The 17383-nt window shown below is 69.7% G+C and carries 22 protein-coding genes; 16 read left to right on the forward strand and 6 right to left on the reverse strand.

Going from position 1 to position 17383, the window contains the following annotated elements; translation table 11 throughout:
* Positions 1 to 35: 35 nt before the first annotated feature.
* From OG219_RS46465 to OG219_RS46480, 4 genes are read left to right on the forward strand one after another with little or no spacing between them, the layout of a single operon-like run.
* Positions 36 to 839 (forward strand): (Fe-S)-binding protein, encoded by an 804-nt coding sequence (locus tag OG219_RS46465; RefSeq protein ID WP_266837592.1) that lies wholly within the window; start codon positions 36 to 38, stop codon positions 837 to 839.
* Positions 836 to 2314, forward strand: a complete 1479-nt coding sequence (locus OG219_RS46470) for a LutB/LldF family L-lactate oxidation iron-sulfur protein (RefSeq protein WP_266837594.1) — start codon at positions 836 to 838, stop codon at positions 2312 to 2314. Before OG219_RS46465 ends, OG219_RS46470 begins: the two co-directional genes overlap by 4 nt.
* Positions 2311 to 2958 (forward strand): lactate utilization protein C, encoded by a 648-nt coding sequence (locus OG219_RS46475; RefSeq protein ID WP_266837596.1) that lies wholly within the window; start codon positions 2311 to 2313, stop codon positions 2956 to 2958. The genes OG219_RS46470 and OG219_RS46475 overlap by 4 nt, the downstream gene beginning before the upstream one ends.
* A gap of 22 nt (positions 2959 to 2980) precedes the next feature.
* Positions 2981 to 4135 carry a betaine/proline/choline family ABC transporter ATP-binding protein gene (locus tag OG219_RS46480; protein WP_266837598.1) on the forward strand — a complete coding sequence of 385 codons (1155 nt, stop codon included), beginning with the start codon at positions 2981 to 2983 and terminating at the stop codon, positions 4133 to 4135.
* On the opposite strand, the gene OG219_RS46485 is transcribed toward OG219_RS46480, so the two are convergent.
* The 4 genes from OG219_RS46485 to OG219_RS46500 all read right to left on the reverse strand — a co-directional run bounded on the left by OG219_RS46485 (position 4132) and on the right by OG219_RS46500 (position 7429).
* A complete protein-coding gene (locus OG219_RS46485) occupies positions 4132 to 4938 on the reverse strand; it encodes a hypothetical protein (protein WP_266837600.1) in 807 nt (268 codons plus the stop codon). The two genes, OG219_RS46480 and OG219_RS46485, sit on opposite strands and share 4 nt — an antisense overlap.
* Positions 4939 to 5109: 171 nt before the next feature.
* Positions 5110 to 6084 carry an ABC transporter substrate-binding protein gene (locus tag OG219_RS46490; RefSeq protein ID WP_266837602.1) on the reverse strand — a complete coding sequence of 325 codons (975 nt, stop codon included), beginning with the start codon at positions 6082 to 6084 and terminating at the stop codon, positions 5110 to 5112.
* Positions 6081 to 6752, reverse strand: coding sequence for an ABC transporter permease (locus tag OG219_RS46495; protein WP_266837604.1), 672 nt, complete (start codon positions 6750 to 6752; stop codon positions 6081 to 6083). Before OG219_RS46495 ends, OG219_RS46490 begins: the two co-directional genes overlap by 4 nt.
* Entirely contained in the window at positions 6749 to 7429 is a 681-nt protein-coding gene (locus tag OG219_RS46500) for an ABC transporter permease (RefSeq protein ID WP_266837606.1), read from the reverse strand. The genes OG219_RS46495 and OG219_RS46500 overlap by 4 nt, the downstream gene beginning before the upstream one ends.
* A gap of 168 nt (positions 7430 to 7597) precedes the next feature.
* Here OG219_RS46500 and OG219_RS46505 point away from each other — a divergent pair, with 168 nt between their 5' ends.
* The 6 genes from OG219_RS46505 (at position 7598) to OG219_RS46530 (ending at position 12859) form a co-directional block, all read left to right on the forward strand.
* A complete protein-coding gene (locus OG219_RS46505) occupies positions 7598 to 8383 on the forward strand; it encodes an ABC transporter ATP-binding protein (protein ID WP_266837994.1) in 786 nt (261 codons plus the stop codon).
* 3 nt (positions 8384 to 8386) lie between these two features.
* Positions 8387 to 9697 (forward strand): FtsX-like permease family protein, encoded by a 1311-nt coding sequence (locus OG219_RS46510; protein WP_266837608.1) that lies wholly within the window; start codon positions 8387 to 8389, stop codon positions 9695 to 9697.
* A gap of 380 nt (positions 9698 to 10077) precedes the next feature.
* Positions 10078 to 10506 (forward strand): STAS domain-containing protein, encoded by a 429-nt coding sequence (locus tag OG219_RS46515; RefSeq protein WP_266837610.1) that lies wholly within the window; start codon positions 10078 to 10080, stop codon positions 10504 to 10506.
* Positions 10506 to 11258 (forward strand): ANTAR domain-containing protein, encoded by a 753-nt coding sequence (locus OG219_RS46520; protein WP_266837612.1) that lies wholly within the window; start codon positions 10506 to 10508, stop codon positions 11256 to 11258. Before OG219_RS46515 ends, OG219_RS46520 begins: the two co-directional genes overlap by 1 nt.
* 80 nt (positions 11259 to 11338) lie before the next feature.
* Positions 11339 to 12055 carry a GAF and ANTAR domain-containing protein gene (locus OG219_RS46525; RefSeq protein WP_266837614.1) on the forward strand — a complete coding sequence of 239 codons (717 nt, stop codon included), beginning with the start codon at positions 11339 to 11341 and terminating at the stop codon, positions 12053 to 12055.
* Positions 12056 to 12259: 204 nt separating this feature from the next.
* Positions 12260 to 12859 (forward strand): hypothetical protein, encoded by a 600-nt coding sequence (locus OG219_RS46530; RefSeq protein WP_266837616.1) that lies wholly within the window; start codon positions 12260 to 12262, stop codon positions 12857 to 12859.
* A 142-nt stretch (positions 12860 to 13001) separates the two neighbouring features.
* Here the strand turns inward: OG219_RS46530 and OG219_RS46535 are convergent, their stop codons facing one another.
* Positions 13002 to 13361 (reverse strand): ANTAR domain-containing protein, encoded by a 360-nt coding sequence (locus OG219_RS46535; RefSeq protein ID WP_266837618.1) that lies wholly within the window; start codon positions 13359 to 13361, stop codon positions 13002 to 13004.
* 673 nt (positions 13362 to 14034) lie between these two features.
* Here OG219_RS46535 and OG219_RS46540 point away from each other — a divergent pair.
* From OG219_RS46540 to OG219_RS46565, 6 genes are all read left to right on the forward strand, one after another.
* The gene (locus OG219_RS46540; RefSeq protein WP_266837620.1) at positions 14035 to 14208 is read left to right on the forward strand and encodes a CsbD family protein; all 174 of its coding nucleotides are present in this window, start codon (positions 14035 to 14037) and stop codon (positions 14206 to 14208) included.
* 191 nt (positions 14209 to 14399) lie between these two features.
* Entirely contained in the window at positions 14400 to 14747 is a 348-nt protein-coding gene (locus OG219_RS46545) for a hypothetical protein (RefSeq protein ID WP_266837621.1), read from the forward strand.
* Between the two features lie 196 nt (positions 14748 to 14943).
* Entirely contained in the window at positions 14944 to 15300 is a 357-nt protein-coding gene (locus OG219_RS46550) for a PRC-barrel domain-containing protein (protein ID WP_266837622.1), read from the forward strand.
* A 34-nt stretch (positions 15301 to 15334) separates the two neighbouring features.
* Entirely contained in the window at positions 15335 to 15505 is a 171-nt protein-coding gene (locus tag OG219_RS46555; protein WP_266837623.1) for a hypothetical protein, read from the forward strand.
* A 542-nt stretch (positions 15506 to 16047) separates the two neighbouring features.
* Positions 16048 to 16626 (forward strand): DUF5994 family protein, encoded by a 579-nt coding sequence (locus OG219_RS46560; RefSeq protein ID WP_266837624.1) that lies wholly within the window; start codon positions 16048 to 16050, stop codon positions 16624 to 16626.
* Positions 16623 to 16898, forward strand: a complete 276-nt coding sequence (locus OG219_RS46565; protein WP_266837625.1) for a hypothetical protein — start codon at positions 16623 to 16625, stop codon at positions 16896 to 16898. Before OG219_RS46560 ends, OG219_RS46565 begins: the two co-directional genes overlap by 4 nt.
* A gap of 61 nt (positions 16899 to 16959) precedes the next feature.
* Here OG219_RS46565 and OG219_RS46570 read toward each other — a convergent pair whose 3' ends face one another.
* Positions 16960 to 17358 (reverse strand): DUF5994 family protein, encoded by a 399-nt coding sequence (locus OG219_RS46570; RefSeq protein ID WP_266837626.1) that lies wholly within the window; start codon positions 17356 to 17358, stop codon positions 16960 to 16962.
* Positions 17359 to 17383: the final 25 nt, after the last annotated feature.

The raw sequence follows: 17383 nt of genomic DNA on the forward strand, positions 1-17383 counted from the left end.
TGCACTCATCCGATGATCGAACCCGAGGAGCCGCGATGCGTGTCGCCCTGTTCCTGACCTGTGTCAACGACACGCTCTATCCGGACACCGGCCGCGCCGTGGTGAAACTGCTGACCAGGCTGGGTGTCGAGGTCGACTTCCCGTTGGCCCAGACCTGCTGCGGGCAGGCGCACTACAACACCGGGTACCGACACGAGGCAGAGCCACTGGCCCGGCATTTCTCCGATGTATTCGGTGAGTACGAGGCGATCGTGACGCCTTCCGGGTCCTGCGGCGCGATGGTGCGGGAGTTGTACCCGCGGATGGGCGAGCGGGCGCGCGCCGAGGGACGCGGGGACACACTCGCGGCGACGCTCGCGCCGGTCGTGCCCAAGACGTACGAGCTCACCGAGTTCCTCGTGGACGTACTCGGCGTGACCGACGTCGGCGCGTACTACCCGCACACCGTGACCTACCACCCCACCTGTCACGGTCTGCGCAGCCTCGGCCTCGGCGACCGGCCGCGCCGACTCCTCCAGTCCGTCAGGGGACTTGAGCTCCGCGAGCTGCCCGGAGCGGACGAGTGCTGTGGCTTCGGCGGCACCTTCGCCGTCAAGAACTCCGATGTCTCCGCGGCGATGGGCGCCGACAAGGTGCGCAACGCCGAATCGACGGGCGCCGATGTGCTGTGCGCCGCCGACAACTCCTGCCTGATGCACATCGGCGGCACCATGTCCCGCCTCAACACGGGTATGCGGCCCGTCCACATCGCGGAGATCCTGGCGAGCACGGAAGCAGAACCGAGCACGGGCACGGGCGTGGTACCGAGCACGGTCACCGCAAAGGAGCCGAGCGCATGAGCGGGACCTTCGTCGGCATGCCGGCTTTCCCCAAGGCCGCGCATGAAGCCGTGAACAACGCGACCCTGCGCGGCAATCTGCGCCACGCCACCCACACGATCCGCACCAAGCGCGCCAAGGCGGTCGCGGAGCTGGAGGACTGGGAGGCGCTGCGCGAGGCGGGCAAACAGATCAAGGACCACACCCTCCGCCATCTCGACCGGTACCTGGTGCAGTTGGAGGAGTCGGTCACGGCCGCCGGAGGCACCGTGCACTGGGCCGCCGACGCCGACGAGGCCAACCGGATCGTCACCGAGCTCGTGAAGGCGACCGGCGAGACCGAGGTCGTCAAGGTCAAGTCGATGGCCACGCAGGAGATCGCTCTCAACGAGGCGCTCGAAGCGGAGGGCATCCACGCCTACGAGACCGATCTCGCCGAACTCATCGTGCAGTTGGGCAAGGACCGCCCCTCGCACATCCTCGTGCCGGCCATCCACCGCAACCGCGGCGAGATCCGGGACATCTTCGTCCGCGAGATGAGCGAGTGGGGCCGCCCGGCGCCCGAGGGCCTGACCGACACACCCGCCGAACTCGCCGAGGCCGCCCGCCTCCACCTCCGCGAGAAGTTCCTGCGCGCCAAGGTCGGCGTCTCCGGCGCCAACTTCATGATCGCCGAGACCGGCACGCTGGTCGTGGTCGAGTCGGAGGGCAACGGCCGGATGTGCCTCACCCTCCCCGAGACGCTGATCTCGGTCGTCGGCATCGAGAAGATCCTCCCTACCTGGCAGGACCTGGAGGTCTTCCTCCAGACCCTCCCCCGCTCCTCGACCGCCGAGCGCATGAACCCGTACACCAGCACCTGGACCGGCACCACCGACGGGGACGGCCCCCAGACCTTCCACCTGGTCCTCCTCGACAACGGCCGCACCGACACGCTCGCCGACGAGGTCGGCCGCCAGGCCCTGCGCTGCATCCGCTGCTCGGCGTGTCTCAACGTCTGCCCGGTGTACGAGCGGGCCGGCGGCCACGCGTACGGCTCGGTGTACCCCGGCCCGATCGGCGCCATCCTCAGCCCCCAACTCCGGGGCACCGCAAGCGAGATCGATGCCTCGCTCCCGTACGCGTCCTCGCTGTGCGGCGCCTGCTACGAAGTGTGCCCGGTCGCCATCGACATCCCGGAAGTCCTCGTCCATCTGCGCGAGCGGATCGCCGAGGGCGGTCAGGCCACCAGCCAGGGCAACAAGGTCGTCCTCAAGCCCGCCAAGGGGCACGCGGCCGAGCGGGCGGCGATGCGCGCGGCACGCTGGGCGTTCAGCCACCCCGGCGCGCTGCGCACCGGCCAGCGGCTCGCCTCCCGCACGCGCCGCTTCCATCCACGGACGCTGCCGGGTCCCGGCAGGGCGTGGAGCGAGAGCCGTGATCTGCCCGCGGTTCCCGCGGAGCCGTTCCGGGACTGGTGGCAGCGTACGAACGGTGGGAAGGAGACGGCGAAGTGAGCAGCAAGGAACTGATCCTGGGCCGGGTGCGGCGCGCGATCGCGGACGTACAACAGGACGACACGCCTTACGAGCAGGACATTGACCGGAGCTATCTGCGCGAGCACGGTTCTCGGAGTGTCGCGGAGACGGTGGATCTGCTCGCGGAAAATCTGGCGGACTATCGGGCTCTCGTGCACCGGACGGACACGGAGGAGCTGCCGGATCTGATCATGAGGCTGCTCGCGCAGCGGGGCCCGCAGTACGTACTCGTGCCGCCGTGGTTGCCGCCCGAGTGGATGTCGGCCGCCGATCCCACCCGGGTGCACGACCGTGGAGTGAGCACCCCTCAGGAGCTGGACAAGGTGGAGAGCGTCGTCACCGGTTGCGCGCTCGCCATCGCCGAGACCGGCACCATCGTGCTCGACGGCTCCCCCGACCAGGGCCGCCGCCGCATCACCCTGGTCCCCGACCACCACATCTGCGTCGTACGCGTCCCGGACCAGGTCGTCTCCTCGGTCCCGCAGGCCCTGGAACGCCTCGACCCGACACGCCCGCTGACTTGGATCTCCGGCCCGTCCGCGACCAGCGACATCGAACTCGACCGGGTCGAGGGGGTGCACGGTCCGCGCACCCTTGAGGTGGTGCTGGTGAGCGGAGAGTGACGGGCGCGGTTAGCGTGAGGGAATGATCCGGTTCGAACAGGTCACCAAGCGGTATCCGGACGGTACGACCGCGGTGGACGGCCTCTCCTTCGAGGTCGCCGAGGGCGAACTCGTCACGCTCGTCGGCCCGTCCGGCTGCGGGAAGACGACGACCATGATGATGGTGAACCGCCTCATCGAGCCGACGTCCGGACAGATCTTCGTGAACGACGAGGACATCGCCAAGGTCGACCCGGTGCGGCTGCGGCGCCGGATCGGATACGTCATCCAGCAGGTCGGCCTCTTCCCGCACCGGACGATCCTCGACAACACGGCGACCGTGCCGTCGCTCGTCGGCTGGAAGAAGGCGAAGGCGCGGGCGCGCGCCGCCGAGCTGCTCGATCTGGTGGGCCTGGACCCGAAGACGTACGGAGCGCGTTATCCGGACCAGTTGTCGGGCGGTCAGCGCCAGCGGGTCGGCGTTGCGCGGGCGCTGGCCGCCGACCCGCCGGTGCTGCTCATGGACGAGCCGTTCGGGGCGGTCGACCCGGTGGTGCGGGAGCAGTTGCAGGACGAGTTCCTGCGGATGCAGCAGGCCGTGCGCAAGACGGTGCTGCTGGTCACGCACGACATCGAGGAAGCCGTGCGGCTCGGCGACCGGATCGCGGTGTACGGGCAGGGGCGCATCGAGCAGTTCGACACGCCGGGCGCGGTGCTCGGCACGCCCGCCACGCCGTACGTCGCCGAGTTCGTGGGCGCCGACCGCGGACTGAAACGGCTGTCGGTGACGGAGATCGAGCCGAGCGACCTCGAACAGCCGCCGATCGCCCGGCTGGACGAGCCCGCCGAGCAGGCGGCGGCCCGGATGCGGGCGGAGGGCGCGCGCTGGGCCGTGGTCCTGGACTCCGAGGGTGATCTGCACGGCTGGGTCGGCGTGGACGAACTCGGGGCGGGCGGCTCCGTCCGCGACCTCGCCCACCGGATGAACTCCTGGGTGGCCGTGGGCGCCCCGCTGAAGCAGGCCTTCGGCGTGATGCTCCAGCACGACGCGGGCTGGGTCGCCGTACTGGACGGAGCGCGCTTCCTCGGCGTACTGACCCCGGCGAAGCTGCACGAGGCGCTGCGCCGGTCGGTGGACGCGGACGCGCTGGGCGTGCCGCGGGGTCAGGTGGCGTTCGATTCGGTGGCCGATGCCTAGCAGTGTGTCTGCCGTGTGGTGACCTCACGCCCGACCAGGCCGTAGGCCCATCGCTCGTTGAATCCCGCCAGGAAGCCCACGGCGCCCCAGAATCCCCAGAAAAGGGTGCCGTTCGCCGTGGATTCCGCAGAACAGACGTCAGTGACAGCGGCGGGAATCTCGATCGCCGCGACGAGACCGGTGCTGAGCAGCAAATAGACGGCGATCGCGAGCAGCCAGCCGAGGAAGATCCGGTGGACACCGCCGCGTCGCATGCTGCGGGACAGCTGGCCGGGCGCGACAGCCGCTTTTCCCCCGTTGGCGGGTCGGCGTGTCACGTCGTCGTTGTTGCGCAGCCGCGTCAGAACGCTGAGCACCGCCCCGAACGCTCCGGCGCCCCCGCACACGAAGGCACCGAGCAGGCCCCACCGGTCGGTGCAGTTCAACGAGACGTCGCAGAGTCCGAGCAGCTTCTCCCCTGCCAGCAACGGCACGAACAGCAGGAACACACCGGCGACGAATCCGATGTTGAGACCGCGGTTGACGGCCAGCTCCCCGTCCTGGTCGATGCGGACCCGGATACGGAGGATCTCCCGTTCCAGGTAGGCGGCCAGGTGTTTGTCGGGCTGCGGATCTCCCAGTCGCTGATCGCGCAGGACGTTGCTCAGCACGTGGTGAACCGTGGTCTTCAGCGACTCCCTGGTCTTCTCCTCGAAGGCTCGCTGCGAGTCGCCGTAGAGCAACTGCAGTTCCAATTGCTGCTCGGGAAACGCGACACCGAACTGCCTGTACGCGTCCTGGAATTCGGACCCCACCAAGTCCATCAGCCCTTGGGGCCTGAGATCGGTGGTCGCCCCTTCGACCGTCTCACACACTTTCTGCCACCGAGACCGGTGGCCTTCCCCGTTGTCCCCCATGAAGTACGTGTACCGGCGCCCGCCCCCGGCGAATACCCGCCCCACCGCTCCAGTCCGGTAACCGACGTCACGGTCCTGTCACTTCAGCAGGCCATTCTCCTTCAGATAGGCCCGCGCCACGTCCTCCGGCAGCCGCCGCCAGCTGTCCACCTGTTCGTTTATGGACGCCAAGTCGGCAGTCGTGAGTACGTCGTTGAGCTTGCCGAGCGCCTTGGTGACGCCCGCGCTGCCCGCACGGGAGCGGTTGACGACGGGCACGATGTAGTCGGCGTTCTGCAGATGCTTGTCGTCGGTGAGCAGGACGAGCCCGAAGTCGCCCAGGGTCGCGTCCGTCGTGGTGGTCAGCACCATCTGGTCCTGGCCGTTCTGCACGGCGAGCTTCGCCGGTGTGGTGCCGACGCCCTTCGGGTCGACGGCGGTGATGTCGATGCCGTACGTCTTCTTCAACCCCGGTGCGCAGTACGGCCGTTGCACGCACTCGTCGCCCGCCGCGAGCCGCACCTCCAGTCCCGACTTCCCGAGGTCGCTGAGCGTCTTGAGGCGGTGCTGAGCGGCGTACGCCTCGGTGACCGCGAAGGCGTTCTGGTCGACGGCCCTGCCCGCGTCGAGGGCGGTGAGACCGCGTGGCGTGGCCAGCTCGCGCAGGGCGGCCATGGTGGCGTCGAGGTCGGGCGAGCCGACGGGCGGTGCGTCGGCGCCGTTGGTCTTGGCGTTCAGCCAGTCGGCGAAGGTGGCCGCGTATTCGGCGACGACGTCGATCTGGCCCGATTCCAGGGCGGGTTCGTACAGTTCGCGGTTGGCGACGGTGAGCATCGACGTCTGGTAGCCCGCCTGGTTCAGGAGCAGCGCGTACATCTGGGCGAGCAGGTCGCTCTCGGTGAATCCGGCCGAGCCGATGGTCAGGTGTTTGCTGTCGCCGGGCGGGGCGGTGATCGCGCCCTGGTTCTCCAGGGACGGGCCGGTGGTGCAGCCGCTCAGCAGGACCAGGGTCGCCAGTGCGATGCGGCGGCGGCGAGGCGCGCGCGGTGGCCGCGACGATCGCGTACGTCTCATCGCGAACCCCGCGCCCAGCTCGGCGCCAGCCGCTCCGCGACCTCGAAGATCCCCTCGACGATCAGCGCGAACACCGCCACCAGAACGGCACCGGCGACGACCTGGGGCGTACTCGCCAGGTTGAAGCCCGCAGTGATGATCCGGCCGAGCCCGCCGCCACCCGCCAGCGCGGCGATGGTGGCGGTCGCGACGAGCTGTACGGCGGCGATCCGGACCCCGTTCATCACCATGGGGAGCGCCAGGGGCAGTTCCACGCGGAACAGCATCTGCCGCCCGGTCATCCCCATCCCGCGCGCGGCCCGCACCACGCTGCGATCGACCTCGCGCATCCCCACGTACGCGTTGGTGAGCAGCGGCGGTACGGCGAACAGGACGAGGGCGACGACGGTGGGGCCCTCGCCCCAGTCCCCGATCGGCGTGAGGAGCAGGAGCACCAGCACGGCGAAGGTGGGGACGGCTCGCCCGACGTTGGAGATGTTGACGGCGAGCGCGCCGCCCTTGCCGAGATGGCCGAGGACGAGGGCGATGGGCAGCGCGATCAGGCAGCTGATGACCAGGCAGACGACGGTCAGGACGAGATGCTGGGCGAGCCGGTGCCAGATGCCGTCGGAGCCGGACCAGTGCGCGGAGTCGGTGAGCCAGTCCCAGGCGTCGGTCAGCGTGTTCATGCGCGGGCCGCCCTGGTCCAGGGGGTGATGAGCCACTGCACGCCGAGGAGCAGCAGATCTGCGGCGACGGCGATGATGACGCACAGCACGGACGCGGTGAGGACTTGGGCCTTGAAGTAGGTGTTCATGCCGGCGTAGATGAGGTTGCCGAGCCCTCCGAAGCCGACGATCGCGCCGACCGTCACCAGGGACACGGCTGAGACCATGGCGATCCGGAGGCCGGCCATGGCGGCGGGCAGGGCCAGCGGGAGTTCCACGGTGAGCAGCAGACGGATCGGCCCGTAGCCCATGCCGCGCGCGGCCTGCCGGGTCTCTTCCGGGACCGCGCGCAGTCCGGCGAGGATGTTCCGGACGAGCAGGGTCAGCGAGTAGAGGACGAGGCCCGCGACGACCAGGGCCGCCGAGAGTCCGTACACCGGCAGGAGCAGCGAGAACATCGCCAGCGACGGAATCGTGTAGAGGATCGTCGTCGCGGCGAGAACCGGCCCGGCGGCCCAGCCCCAGCGGCGCGCGAGGACGGCCAGCGGGACCGCGACGACGACGGCGATGAGCACCGCGATCGAGGTCAGCTGGAGGTGCTGGACCACCGCGTCGAGGAGGATCTGGCTGCGGGTGCTCAGATACTCCCCGCAGATCCACTCGTTGCGCGCGAGGCAGTCGTCCGGGGGCGCGGTCACCTGTCCATTGCACCCGTCCCGTAGGAGGGTCGGCGCGTTCTGGTGGCCCGTACGGGGTGTCACTGAGTACACCCCCGGATACGGGTTCTGCGCCCAATGTGGCTGGCCCCCGTTCTCCGTAGCGTCGTTGGCGAGGCACAGGGCGTGCCGGACGGAGTAGTGATGACGATGTTTCGCAGCACCGCGCGACGTACGAACGACTCGGGACCCGCCTCGGAGGCTCTGCGCCTGGTCAAGGTCACCAAGACCTATGGGGCCGAGGAGAACGCGGTGACCGCTCTGGACGGGGTGACGCTCTCGCTGGGGCGTGGCACGTTCACCGCGGTCATGGGGCCCTCGGGGTCCGGCAAGTCCACGCTGTTGCAGTGCGCGGCCGGGCTCGACCGGCCCGACTCCGGCATCGTGATGGTCGACGGCGCCGAGATGACGGGGGGCGGCGAGGCCGAGCTGACGAAGTTCCGGCGCTGCCGGATCGGCTTCGTCTTCCAGCAGTACAACCTGCTGCCGACGCTGACCGTCGCCCAGAACACGGTGCTGCCGCTGAAGCTCGCCGGGCGGCGCGTGGACCGTGCCCGGGCCCGCCAGACCCTGACGGCCGTCGGTCTCGGCGACCGGCTCGGCCACCTGCCCGACCAGCTCTCCGGGGGCCAGCGGCAGCGCGTGGCGATCGCCCGCGCGCTGGTCACGGAGCCCCGGGTGATCTTCGCGGACGAGCCGACCGGGGCGCTGGACACCCGTAGCGCGCGGGATGTGCTGCGGCTGCTCCAGGAGGCGGTGCGGGTGCACGGCAGGACCGTCGTCATGGTGACGCACGACCCGGTCGCCGCCTCGTACGCCGACTCCGTCGTGTTCCTCGCGGACGGGCGGCTGGCGGGCGACATGCGGGCACCGACGGCCGATGCCGTGGCCGAGCGTCTCGCGCACCTGGGTGACGACACCACGGTGGGGGTGTGAGCCATGTTCACTCTGGCCTTGCGTTCCATCCGGCAGCGCCCCGGGCGCTTCACGTCGACGCTGCTGTCCGCCTTCCTGGGCGCGGCGATCATCATGACCTTCAACGCGATGCACGACACCGCCGGGCAGCCGGGTGTCGACTCCGTGAGCGCGGAGTCGCTGACCACGTCGGCGAGCGTCGTCGGCGGCTACGGTTCCCTCCTTGTGTTCTTCGCGGTCGCCTCGACGCTGACGGTGAATGTCCGTCAACGCGCCGCTGAGATCGAGCTGTTGCGGTGCTCGGGGGCGACTCCGGCGCAGATCAAGCGGATGGTCGTCGGGGAGTCGGTGGTGGTCGCCCTGGTGGGCGCGGTGCTGGCGATCGGTCCGGCGATGCTCGGCGGCATGGCCCTGCTCGACGTGTTCCAGGACAGCGGTCAGGTCGCCCGGTCGGTGGACTACTCCTTCGGTTCCGTCGCACTCATGTCGGGCCTGTGGATCACGGTGCTCGCGGCGGCGGGAGCGGCGTTCCTCGCGGTGCGGCGGGCGACCCACCGGCGTCAACCTCGGGGCGGCGTAAGGAAGTTCCTCGCTTACGCGGCACTGGCCGCCGGCGGCCTCGCGGTCTGCTCGACCTTCGGGTTCTCCGCGACGGACGCCGCGCTGATGGCGCCTGCCGCGTACGGGGCGATCCTGCTGTCCGTGGGGTTCGCGCTGCTCTCGCCGCGGCTGCTCAAAGGTCTGCTCGACCGGCTTTCGCTGACGAGCCCGAGCGGCTACCTCGCCGTACGGAACATGCGCCGCCGGGCCGTCGAACTGTCGGGGGTCCTGATGCCGCTGATCCTCTTCACCGGCATGGCGACGGCGACGCTCTACATGCAGGCGGTCGAGAGCGACGCGATCGAGGCCTCGGGCGTCCCGAAGTCCATCGACGCGAAGAACCTCGAAACCCTCAACCTCGTGGTCGTCGGCATCATCGTGGTCTTCTCCTGCATCATGCTGGTCAACTCCCTGTACGCGGCGACGACTTACCGCAGCCGGGAGTTCGGCCAGCAGCGGCTGGCCGGTGCGACGCCGGGCCAGGTGCTCGGAATGGTCGGCGTCGAGGGCCTTGTCGTGACGGTCACCGGCGTCCTCCTCGGCACCGTGGCCGCGCTCGCCGGACTCATCCCCTTCACCATCGTCCGCACGGACGCGATCTGGCCGGACCAGGGCCTCGGCATCTGGCTCACCATCGTCGCGGTCGCGGCGACGGTCACACTGGGGACCAGCCTGTTCACGGCCCGGCGGACCTTGCGTACCCCTGCGGTGGCGGCGGTGACGATTGCCGCGTGACCACGGAGTACGGGGGCGGCCGGGCGTATTCGCCCGGCCGCCCTCATGTGCTGGGCCTCATCGGTGCAAACCTGCTCACACAGCTTGGCGATCCGGGCATGACTGAGAGCTATGGTGGGCAGAGACGTCCCAGACCCTGGCGGCATGTTGTTGCTCAGCACAGATTGCTGCAGGGTACGGACACTTCGTCCGGTGACCCGGCGCATCGCCCTGGAGGGAACCGGGCCGGTCTCGTGTCCGGCACAGAGACTGCCGGACCGGCCACCGCTCTGCCTCCGCCGAACGTACACCCGACCGTACCGAGAGCGTGCCAAGAGGGGCCGGGAGCCCGGCTCAACCACTGGCTTCGCTGCCCGGACGGTCTCCTGAACCGAGGCGTCATGCCCCTGCCCCAGTTGAATGTCTACCGGCACGACAACAAGAAACGGGCACTGATCACCCTCACCGGTGAGATCGACCTGCAGTCGGCGCCTCTGGTACGCGAGGCGTTGGAGCGGTGTCTGCGTGACGGCGTCCGCACCATCGACGTCGACCTCACCCCTGTCACCTTCTGCGACTGCAGCGGTCTGAACACCTTCGTCGAGGCCTCACAACGCACCGCCGAGGCCGGCGGGTCCCTCCAACTCCACTACCCGCCCTACACGCTGGCACTACTCGTGAAGCTCACCGGCACGGGCTTCCTACTCGCGGGCCTTCCGCCCGTCCAAGGGGAGTCACCGCTCATTTCCGACCCCACGGCGACCGACCCGGCCCCGGCGCCCTTGGTCTGCTCCGAGGCACACCGGAGCGAGTTGGTGCGGCCCGGCTGATGCCCGGCAACCGTTCGACCCGTATCCAGCTACTGGTCGCCGAGCAGGCAGCTCTGCGTGGTGCCCGGGTGGGTGTGGTGGATGTGTGCACCGCCGCGGTGGTCGCGCTGCCGGTCGGCGGGGCCGGGCTGTCGGCGATGTCCAGGACCGCGGCGAGCCATCCGCTGTGCAGCACCGACGACATCAGCGAGCAACTGGAGGAGCTGCAGCTCACGCTGGGCGAAGGGCCCTGCGTGGACGCCTTCGCCCACGGCTCGGCCGTCCTGACGTCAGATCTGCGCAGGGGTGAACTGCAGGACCGCTGGCCGGTGTTCGTCGATGCGGCCCTGGCCGCCGGAGCACTCGCCGTCTTCGCGTTGCCTCTTCAGGTGGGGGCGATCAGCCCCGGAGTGCTGGACCTGTACGCCCATGTTCCCGTGCGGTTGAGCCCGGAGGAGCTGGCCGACGCGCTGGCGTTCGCCGATCTCGCGACTCTGGTACTGCTCGACTCCCGGATCGACGAGACGGGCGGGCCACGCGGTGGCGGCAGGGAGGACCTGGGTGCGTACCGGGCGGAGATCGACCAGGCCACCGGGATGCTCACCGTCCAGCTCGGCGTCGGCATCGAAGAAGCCTTCGTCCGCCTCCGTGCGCACGCCTACGCCCATGAACGCCGGCTTGCCGACGTGGCCGCCGACCTGGTGGCCCGGCGCCTCCGCTTCTCCGCCGGCACGGACCCGGTTGGGGACGACGACACCTATGACTGCACTTGACACCCTCACCCGCTCAGACGGACCGAATGCGCACTTCCCGCCCCGTCCCGGCGGGAATAGTCTCAACAGAGGGTGCCACGATGAATCAGCAGCTTCTCGCCAAAACCTTCGTCGAGCTGGCGGACAACCTGGTCGCCGACTTCGACCTGATCGACTTCCTGCGCCTGCTGACCGACCGCTGCGTGGGACTGCTCGGCGCGAGCGCGGCAGGGGTACTGCTCGCCGACCGGGACGGCGAACTGCGCGTGGTGGCCGCCTCCGACGAACAAGTACGCCTGCTCGAGCTCTTCCAGCTCCAGAACGACGAAGGTCCCTGTCTCGACTGCTTCCGCACCGGCGCCCCCGTGGCAGTCGCCGACCTGGGCGCCGCCACCACTCGCTGGCCGCGGTTCGCCGTACAGGCCCGACACAGCGGGTTCGGGGCGGTGCAGGCCCTGCCGATGCGCCTGCGGGACGAGGTCGTGGGTGCCCTGAACCTCTTCCGCGCCACTCCGGGCCCCTTCGACCCGGCCGCCACACCACTTGCCCAGGCCCTGGCCGACGTCGCCACCATCAGCCTGCTGCAACAGCGCTCCGCGCTCCGCAGCACCGTCCTCAACGAGCAACTCCAGACGGCGTTGAACAGCCGAGTGCTGATCGAACAGGCCAAGGGAAAGCTGGCCGAACGCCAAGGCATCGACATGGAGCGGGCCTTCACCGCGCTGCGCGGCTACGCCCGCGCCCACAACCGCCGCCTGTCCGACGTGGCCCGCGCCTTCATCGACGACTCCGAACCCCTCCCGGGCCTGGTCTCCTGACCGCCGTCGGCGGCGCCCGTCGGCCCAACCGGCCCCGATACCAGGCCGATCCGGAGCTATGCTGAACGCACGTCCCGGATCCAGGCGCAGCACGACCCATCGGCCACGATGGCTGTCCCGCACGTCTCCCGGTCTCCTGAACCGAGGCGCCCCATGCGCACTCCCCCGCAACCGTACGAACCCGAAGGCGCGGAACCGTCCGCCATGGACACGGTGCGTCTGCGCCGGCTGAACCGCTGGCAGGCCGAGGGCCTGCGGGAGGACCTGGCGGATCTGTACGTGGAGTCCTCCGCCCCCGCGCCGGGTGAGGAGTTCGCCGGCCGGCAGAAGTTCCTGGGGCGCCTGGCGGACGACGTACAACTGCCGGGGTTCGACATGCTGGTCGCCGAGGCGGCGGCCCTGACCGGCTGTGTCTTCGGATTCCCCGTACCGCGCGACGGCTCGTGGTGGCAGGGGTTCGACGGACCGCTGCCGCAGAACCTGGAGCAGCTGACCGCGTCCGGGCATGTCTTCGCGATTCTCGAAACTCTCGTCCATCCGCACCGGCACGCTCCCGGACTCGCCCGACGGATGCAGGAGCGGCTGCTCTCCGATCACCAGGCTTCGCTCGGGGTCACTCTCGTGGATGGGTCCGACCGTTCGGTCTCTGCCGCCTTCAAGGACTGGGGCTGGCAGGAAGTGGGACAGGTCCTTCGGCGGCCCGGCCCAACAGCCCTACGGCTACTGGTTCTTCCCCTTGGAGAGCGCACGGCCGAGCATCCGGACGGCCTCGCCCACAACGACCGGACCCAACGGCCCGAATAGCCGCTCGCCACTGACGAGTCGGGGCGTCGAGGTTTGGGGTCGACAGGCAGGGCTACTCCAGAGGGGCGTCCGGCGGTCGGCCCGAACGAAGGCACCGGAGAGTTGAGATCACAGCTCCCGGTGCCGCCGGGCATACAGGTCGTCACCGCCGGTCCACCGCGTGGAGACGCCGCATCGCCCCGCGCAGCTCCCGGCGTATCTGCTCCGGGAGTGTCACGCCGTTCGGCGAGGCGACCAGAGCCGCGGCCACGTCCCGGAGTTTGACGTTGCAGTGCTGCGACACGTCCACCAACAGATCCCAGGCCCTCTCACTGGAACACGGTGCCAGGGCCATCACCATGCCGCGCGCCTGGTCGATCACCGCACGGCTCGCCAGCGCCTGCACCAACTGCTCGTTCTCCACACGTAGTTCGAGTATCTCCGCGATCAGGAGCGCATCCGCCGGCAGAGGTGCAGCCTGCAGGATCCCCTTGGCCACGTGGGGCGTTTTCGCCTGATACATGATGCCTACCTCACAGCGCAGTCGCGGTGTCCAGCCTGGGTGGAGCCGCCCTGGAGGAGAGCCGTCAGCGGCCGGCGAGTCACTGCTCGCCGGCCGCGCCGGGCTGGTAGGCCAAGCCGTGGTACTTGAAGTTCGTGTCCCCGAATTCGTTTCCCCGATTTCGCGTCCCCGATTTCGCGTCCTCGACAGGGACGACGACCAGACGATCCCGCGTGGCCGGTCCGTATGGCCGGTCCGAGCGTCCGCGCATCCACGGCCGGTGAGCATCACAGCCGGTCTGCCGCACTCGGGCTCCGCGCCCACGACTCAGTGGCCGCAGCGACGGACCCGGCGGGCCTCACCCACAGCGTAGCCCTGCCCAAAGGTTGCAGATACCGTCCGACGTAAGCGCGTACTGTCCGAGGTTGACATGGGAAGTGGCCGGGCGTTCACTGACGGCACGGCGTAGGGCCATGCCACTCCGGATCATTCGGGCGACGCATTCCACCTTCGCGCAACGCCCGGACCCCGCGGAACTCAGGAAACCCGCGATCTGGAGGTCCCGCGATGGTATGGATTCTTTTGCTTCTGCCGGCCCTCTGGATCGTCGGCTTGACCAGCCCGGGGCGGAGCAGCGGCAGACGCCGCTCCGGCCGCAGCCGCAGGTGGTCCACCTTCAACGACGAGGCCGACCATGAGCGTTGGACGAACGGTCAAGAACAAGACGCAGGAAGTGAAGGGAAGGATCATGGAAGCTTTCGGCCGGGCCGGCCGCAACAGGAAGCTGGAGCGGCACGGCAAGGCCGAACGGGTCTCCGGCAACCTGAGGCAGGCGGGCGAGAAGGCCCGGCAGGCTCTCAGGCGGTGACCATGACAGCCCCGGGTGGTGCCCACGTCGCGTGAGCGCCACCCGGCAGGCTCAACACGCAAGGTCCCACAAGGAGTTGGGGAGTGGCAGCCGCGTCCCGCCGTCGTGATCGACATCGCGACGCCAGCCGTACTCATGGACGGATGCAGCGCCAGGTCCGGCCGGCACGACGCACAGGAGAGCGACACACGATGATGTACGACCAGACACGCGCCCAACAGCCCCCCGACAATCGGCCCGGCTCCACCGGGCGTCACATCTCCGGCCCGGAGTCACTGCTCCCGCCGGACGCACGGGCCAAACTCGCCAAGCGCCTCCACCTGGCCCTCAACACCTTCGCCGACAGCCCGCGCCAGGCGCTGGAGGACTCCGACGCAGCCCTCGACGAGATCACCACCCAGCTCGTGAACGCCCTCGCGGAACGCCGGCGCGTCCTTCGCGCGGGCTGGCAGGACCAGGACCCCGAAGCGCAGTCGACCGAGTACCGGCTCGCCCTGAGGCAGTACCGGGAGCTCACGGAGCGCCTGCTGCGCCTGTAAGCACTCGCGCGGGTGGCCGCTTCGGAGCACCACGAGTGGTGTTGCCGCGGCATCCCCGGTGCCGGAAGAGCATTCCGGTCATACGATGAAAAGTGGGCCGGTGCACTCTCACGTGCGGCGACCCGGAAGGGCGGCCCCGGTGCGTAGACGCCGGGGCCGTTGTGCCATGGTCGGCGGGCAGACAGGGAGCAGGGGCATGATCCGTTCAGCGGACATCCGCGAGTGGCGCAACCATGACGTGGTCGACCCGAAGCAGCGCAGGATCGGCACCCTCGAAGCGATCTATGTGGACACCGCGACCGACGAACCCGCCATGGCCACCGTCCGGACGGGGCTGCTCAGCCGCCAGCGACTGGTCTTCGTCCCCCTCGACGAGGCTGTGCTCGGGCCGGACTATGTCAAGGTCCCCTACGACAAGGGACAGGCGCGGAAGGCCCCGTCGATCGGCACGGACGACGTACTGCCCGCCGAGCAGGAGGAAGCGATCTTCCAGTACTACGGCATGACGTACAAACCGGGTGCCAACGGCGAACGCAAACTCGCGCGGCGCTGACCGCCCACACGCAGTACAAGGAGGTGTTCGGCTGATGGCGCTCTTCCTGCTGCTCGTCCTGGTGGCCGTCGTACTGGGAATCATCGGTGCGGCCGCGGACGGCCTGGGCTATCTGCTGGTCATCGGCATCGTGCTCTTCGTGGCCGATGTGGCCTTCTTCGCCGTACGAGGATCCCGGCGTGCCGGACGGCGTCCCATCCGCTGACGACGGCAGCCGTGCCCGGATTCCTCGGCCGGTGCCCTCGCACCCGTCCTTCGGGCCCTGGCCGGGAGCAGCCTGGAACCACCGAGGACAATTCGTGCACCGGCTTGTGCCTGTGCCGTTTCGGCGATTCACGACACCGGGCCGGTTCAGGTCGGCCTGAGGGCTGAGGGCTGAGGGCATGTCATGACCGCGACCATGTTGGACGGACCGGCGGTAGTCGACCGGCCCCCTCCCTCGTCACCGCTCCGTCCGGCCGTCTCGGCCCACCCGCGATGACAGGACCACCGCAGCCCCGGCGGCGCACGGAAACGGCCGACGGCACTTGTACAACCGCCCTGCAGAAGTGCGGCCGCTTACTCACCGAAGGCATGAGGGGCGCGCTCCGAACCCGCGCCTCGCCGGGGTCCGTTCGACCTTCCGGGGGAGTAGCGTGGGGGCATCGAGAGTATTTCGCACATCGGCCTCCACGCCGGTGTCGTTCTCGGCGAGTGACGACACCGGGCCGCTGCCCAAGAGCAGCGGCTGGGAGACAGGTTCGCGAGATGTCCGCGACCACCGACCGTCCGCCGCTGCGGATCGTGCCCTTCAGGCCCCCGACCGCCCGTCTCGCATTGAAGCCCGTGAGCACCACCCGAGGACTTCTGGACGGCGCCTGGTGGCCCCGCTCCCGGGACCTGTCACATGAACTCTCCACCCTGGCCGACATGCTGGACCCACTGTGGGGACGGATCACCCGGATCGCCGTCAACCCGACGTACTGGCCCGGTCTCCCGGACATGGTGCCCGTCAACGGCCATATGGTGAAGGTCGGTTGGTTCACACGGGAGCTGGACCCTCACAAGATCCTGCTGCTGTCGTACACCGCCGGCCGCTGGGACTTGCTGGTGATCCCGCCGGAGACCAGCACCGCGGCAGCCGCACGCCTGATGGCCGCCGCGAGCGAGAGCGGCGGCACTGCGACCACCGCGAGCGCGCTCATGGCGGCGGAGCAAGCCGTCCACGGCAGCTCCGTGGCCGACCCGGACCGGGATTCCCCGGAGACCTCCGGCGACGAGGGCGGCGCCTCGCCCTACCCGGCCGTTGCGTCGGTCGGGCCGAGCCGCCTGCTCATAGGGATGTGAGCCTCGTGGTCACCGCCATGGCCTTCAGTGCCCTGCTGATCCTGTCCGTCGCGGCGGCACGCGTGATCCACCGGATCGACGCTGAGAGAGCGGAGCGCACCGCTGTCCAGTCGTACGACGGCCCGTCGACGGACCGGAAGCACCCCGCACCGACCGCCGGGCAGCCATTTCCCGGAATCGTCGCGCAACCCGCCGCGGTCCGTCCCCGGCGCGACAACCGGGACGGCGGCCGGGGCCGACTGCGCCCCCGACGCCGGAACACCGGCGTCTGAGGTCCCGCCACCGAACCGACGTGGTCCGCCCGAAGGACCGCCGGCCGCGCCCGCCGCCCGGTCAGACACCGCCACCCGCGGCGGCGGCCATGAGCTGCTCGGCGGTGTCCTGCGGGGTGTCGGGCGGTACGACGAGCAGGTCCCATCGCCCCCGGTTGGGGGCAAGCAGACAGACCGTGTGCGGGGCGGACGCTGCCGTGGATCTGCGCAGGCGCACGACCTCGTCGAGGACGAGCATCCGGCCGGGTGTCGCGGGCCATGTCGCCCCGTTGACCGTGACACCGGCGATGTGACCCCAGGTGCGGGGCAACCCGGCGAGCAGTCGCGGAAGTTCCGCGAGCAGGTCGTACGAGTGGGGCCACCACGCACCGTCGATGTGGTGCGGCAGGCCGCCGTGGGGCGCGAGGCTCAGGCGGAGCAGGGGATGCGGGGTGAGCGGGGGCTGCAGTACGGCGGTCATGCGGGCTCCTGTCGACTGCCGTGCG

Origin of the sequence: Streptomyces sp. NBC_00038 (assembly GCF_026343635.1) — a bacterium.
Lineage (GTDB): Bacteria > Actinomycetota > Actinomycetes > Streptomycetales > Streptomycetaceae > Streptomyces.

Coding starts and splice junctions, on each gene's coding strand:
- OG219_RS46495 (WP_266837604.1), bottom strand. CDS start 6,752: ATGAACACGCTGACCGACGCCTGGGACTGGCTCACCGACTCCGCGCAC.
- OG219_RS46545 (WP_266837621.1), top strand. CDS start 14,400: ATGATGTACGACCAGACACGCGCCCAACAGCCCCCCGACAATCGGCCC.
- OG219_RS46555 (WP_266837623.1), top strand. CDS start 15,335: ATGGCGCTCTTCCTGCTGCTCGTCCTGGTGGCCGTCGTACTGGGAATC.
- OG219_RS46535 (WP_266837618.1), bottom strand. CDS start 13,361: ATGTATCAGGCGAAAACGCCCCACGTGGCCAAGGGGATCCTGCAGGCT.
- OG219_RS46510 (WP_266837608.1), top strand. CDS start 8,387: ATGTTCACTCTGGCCTTGCGTTCCATCCGGCAGCGCCCCGGGCGCTTC.
- OG219_RS46520 (WP_266837612.1), top strand. CDS start 10,506: ATGCCCGGCAACCGTTCGACCCGTATCCAGCTACTGGTCGCCGAGCAG.
- OG219_RS46550 (WP_266837622.1), top strand. CDS start 14,944: ATGATCCGTTCAGCGGACATCCGCGAGTGGCGCAACCATGACGTGGTC.
- OG219_RS46465 (WP_266837592.1), top strand. CDS start 36: ATGCGTGTCGCCCTGTTCCTGACCTGTGTCAACGACACGCTCTATCCG.
- OG219_RS46530 (WP_266837616.1), top strand. CDS start 12,260: ATGGACACGGTGCGTCTGCGCCGGCTGAACCGCTGGCAGGCCGAGGGC.
- OG219_RS46540 (WP_266837620.1), top strand. CDS start 14,035: ATGAGCGTTGGACGAACGGTCAAGAACAAGACGCAGGAAGTGAAGGGA.
- OG219_RS46560 (WP_266837624.1), top strand. CDS start 16,048: ATGTCCGCGACCACCGACCGTCCGCCGCTGCGGATCGTGCCCTTCAGG.
- OG219_RS46485 (WP_266837600.1), bottom strand. CDS start 4,938: ATGGACTTGGTGGGGTCCGAATTCCAGGACGCGTACAGGCAGTTCGGT.
- OG219_RS46525 (WP_266837614.1), top strand. CDS start 11,339: ATGAATCAGCAGCTTCTCGCCAAAACCTTCGTCGAGCTGGCGGACAAC.
- OG219_RS46515 (WP_266837610.1), top strand. CDS start 10,078: ATGCCCCTGCCCCAGTTGAATGTCTACCGGCACGACAACAAGAAACGG.
- OG219_RS46480 (WP_266837598.1), top strand. CDS start 2,981: ATGATCCGGTTCGAACAGGTCACCAAGCGGTATCCGGACGGTACGACC.
- OG219_RS46505 (WP_266837994.1), top strand. CDS start 7,598: ATGTTTCGCAGCACCGCGCGACGTACGAACGACTCGGGACCCGCCTCG.
- OG219_RS46470 (WP_266837594.1), top strand. CDS start 836: ATGAGCGGGACCTTCGTCGGCATGCCGGCTTTCCCCAAGGCCGCGCAT.
- OG219_RS46570 (WP_266837626.1), bottom strand. CDS start 17,358: ATGACCGCCGTACTGCAGCCCCCGCTCACCCCGCATCCCCTGCTCCGC.
- OG219_RS46490 (WP_266837602.1), bottom strand. CDS start 6,084: ATGAGACGTACGCGATCGTCGCGGCCACCGCGCGCGCCTCGCCGCCGC.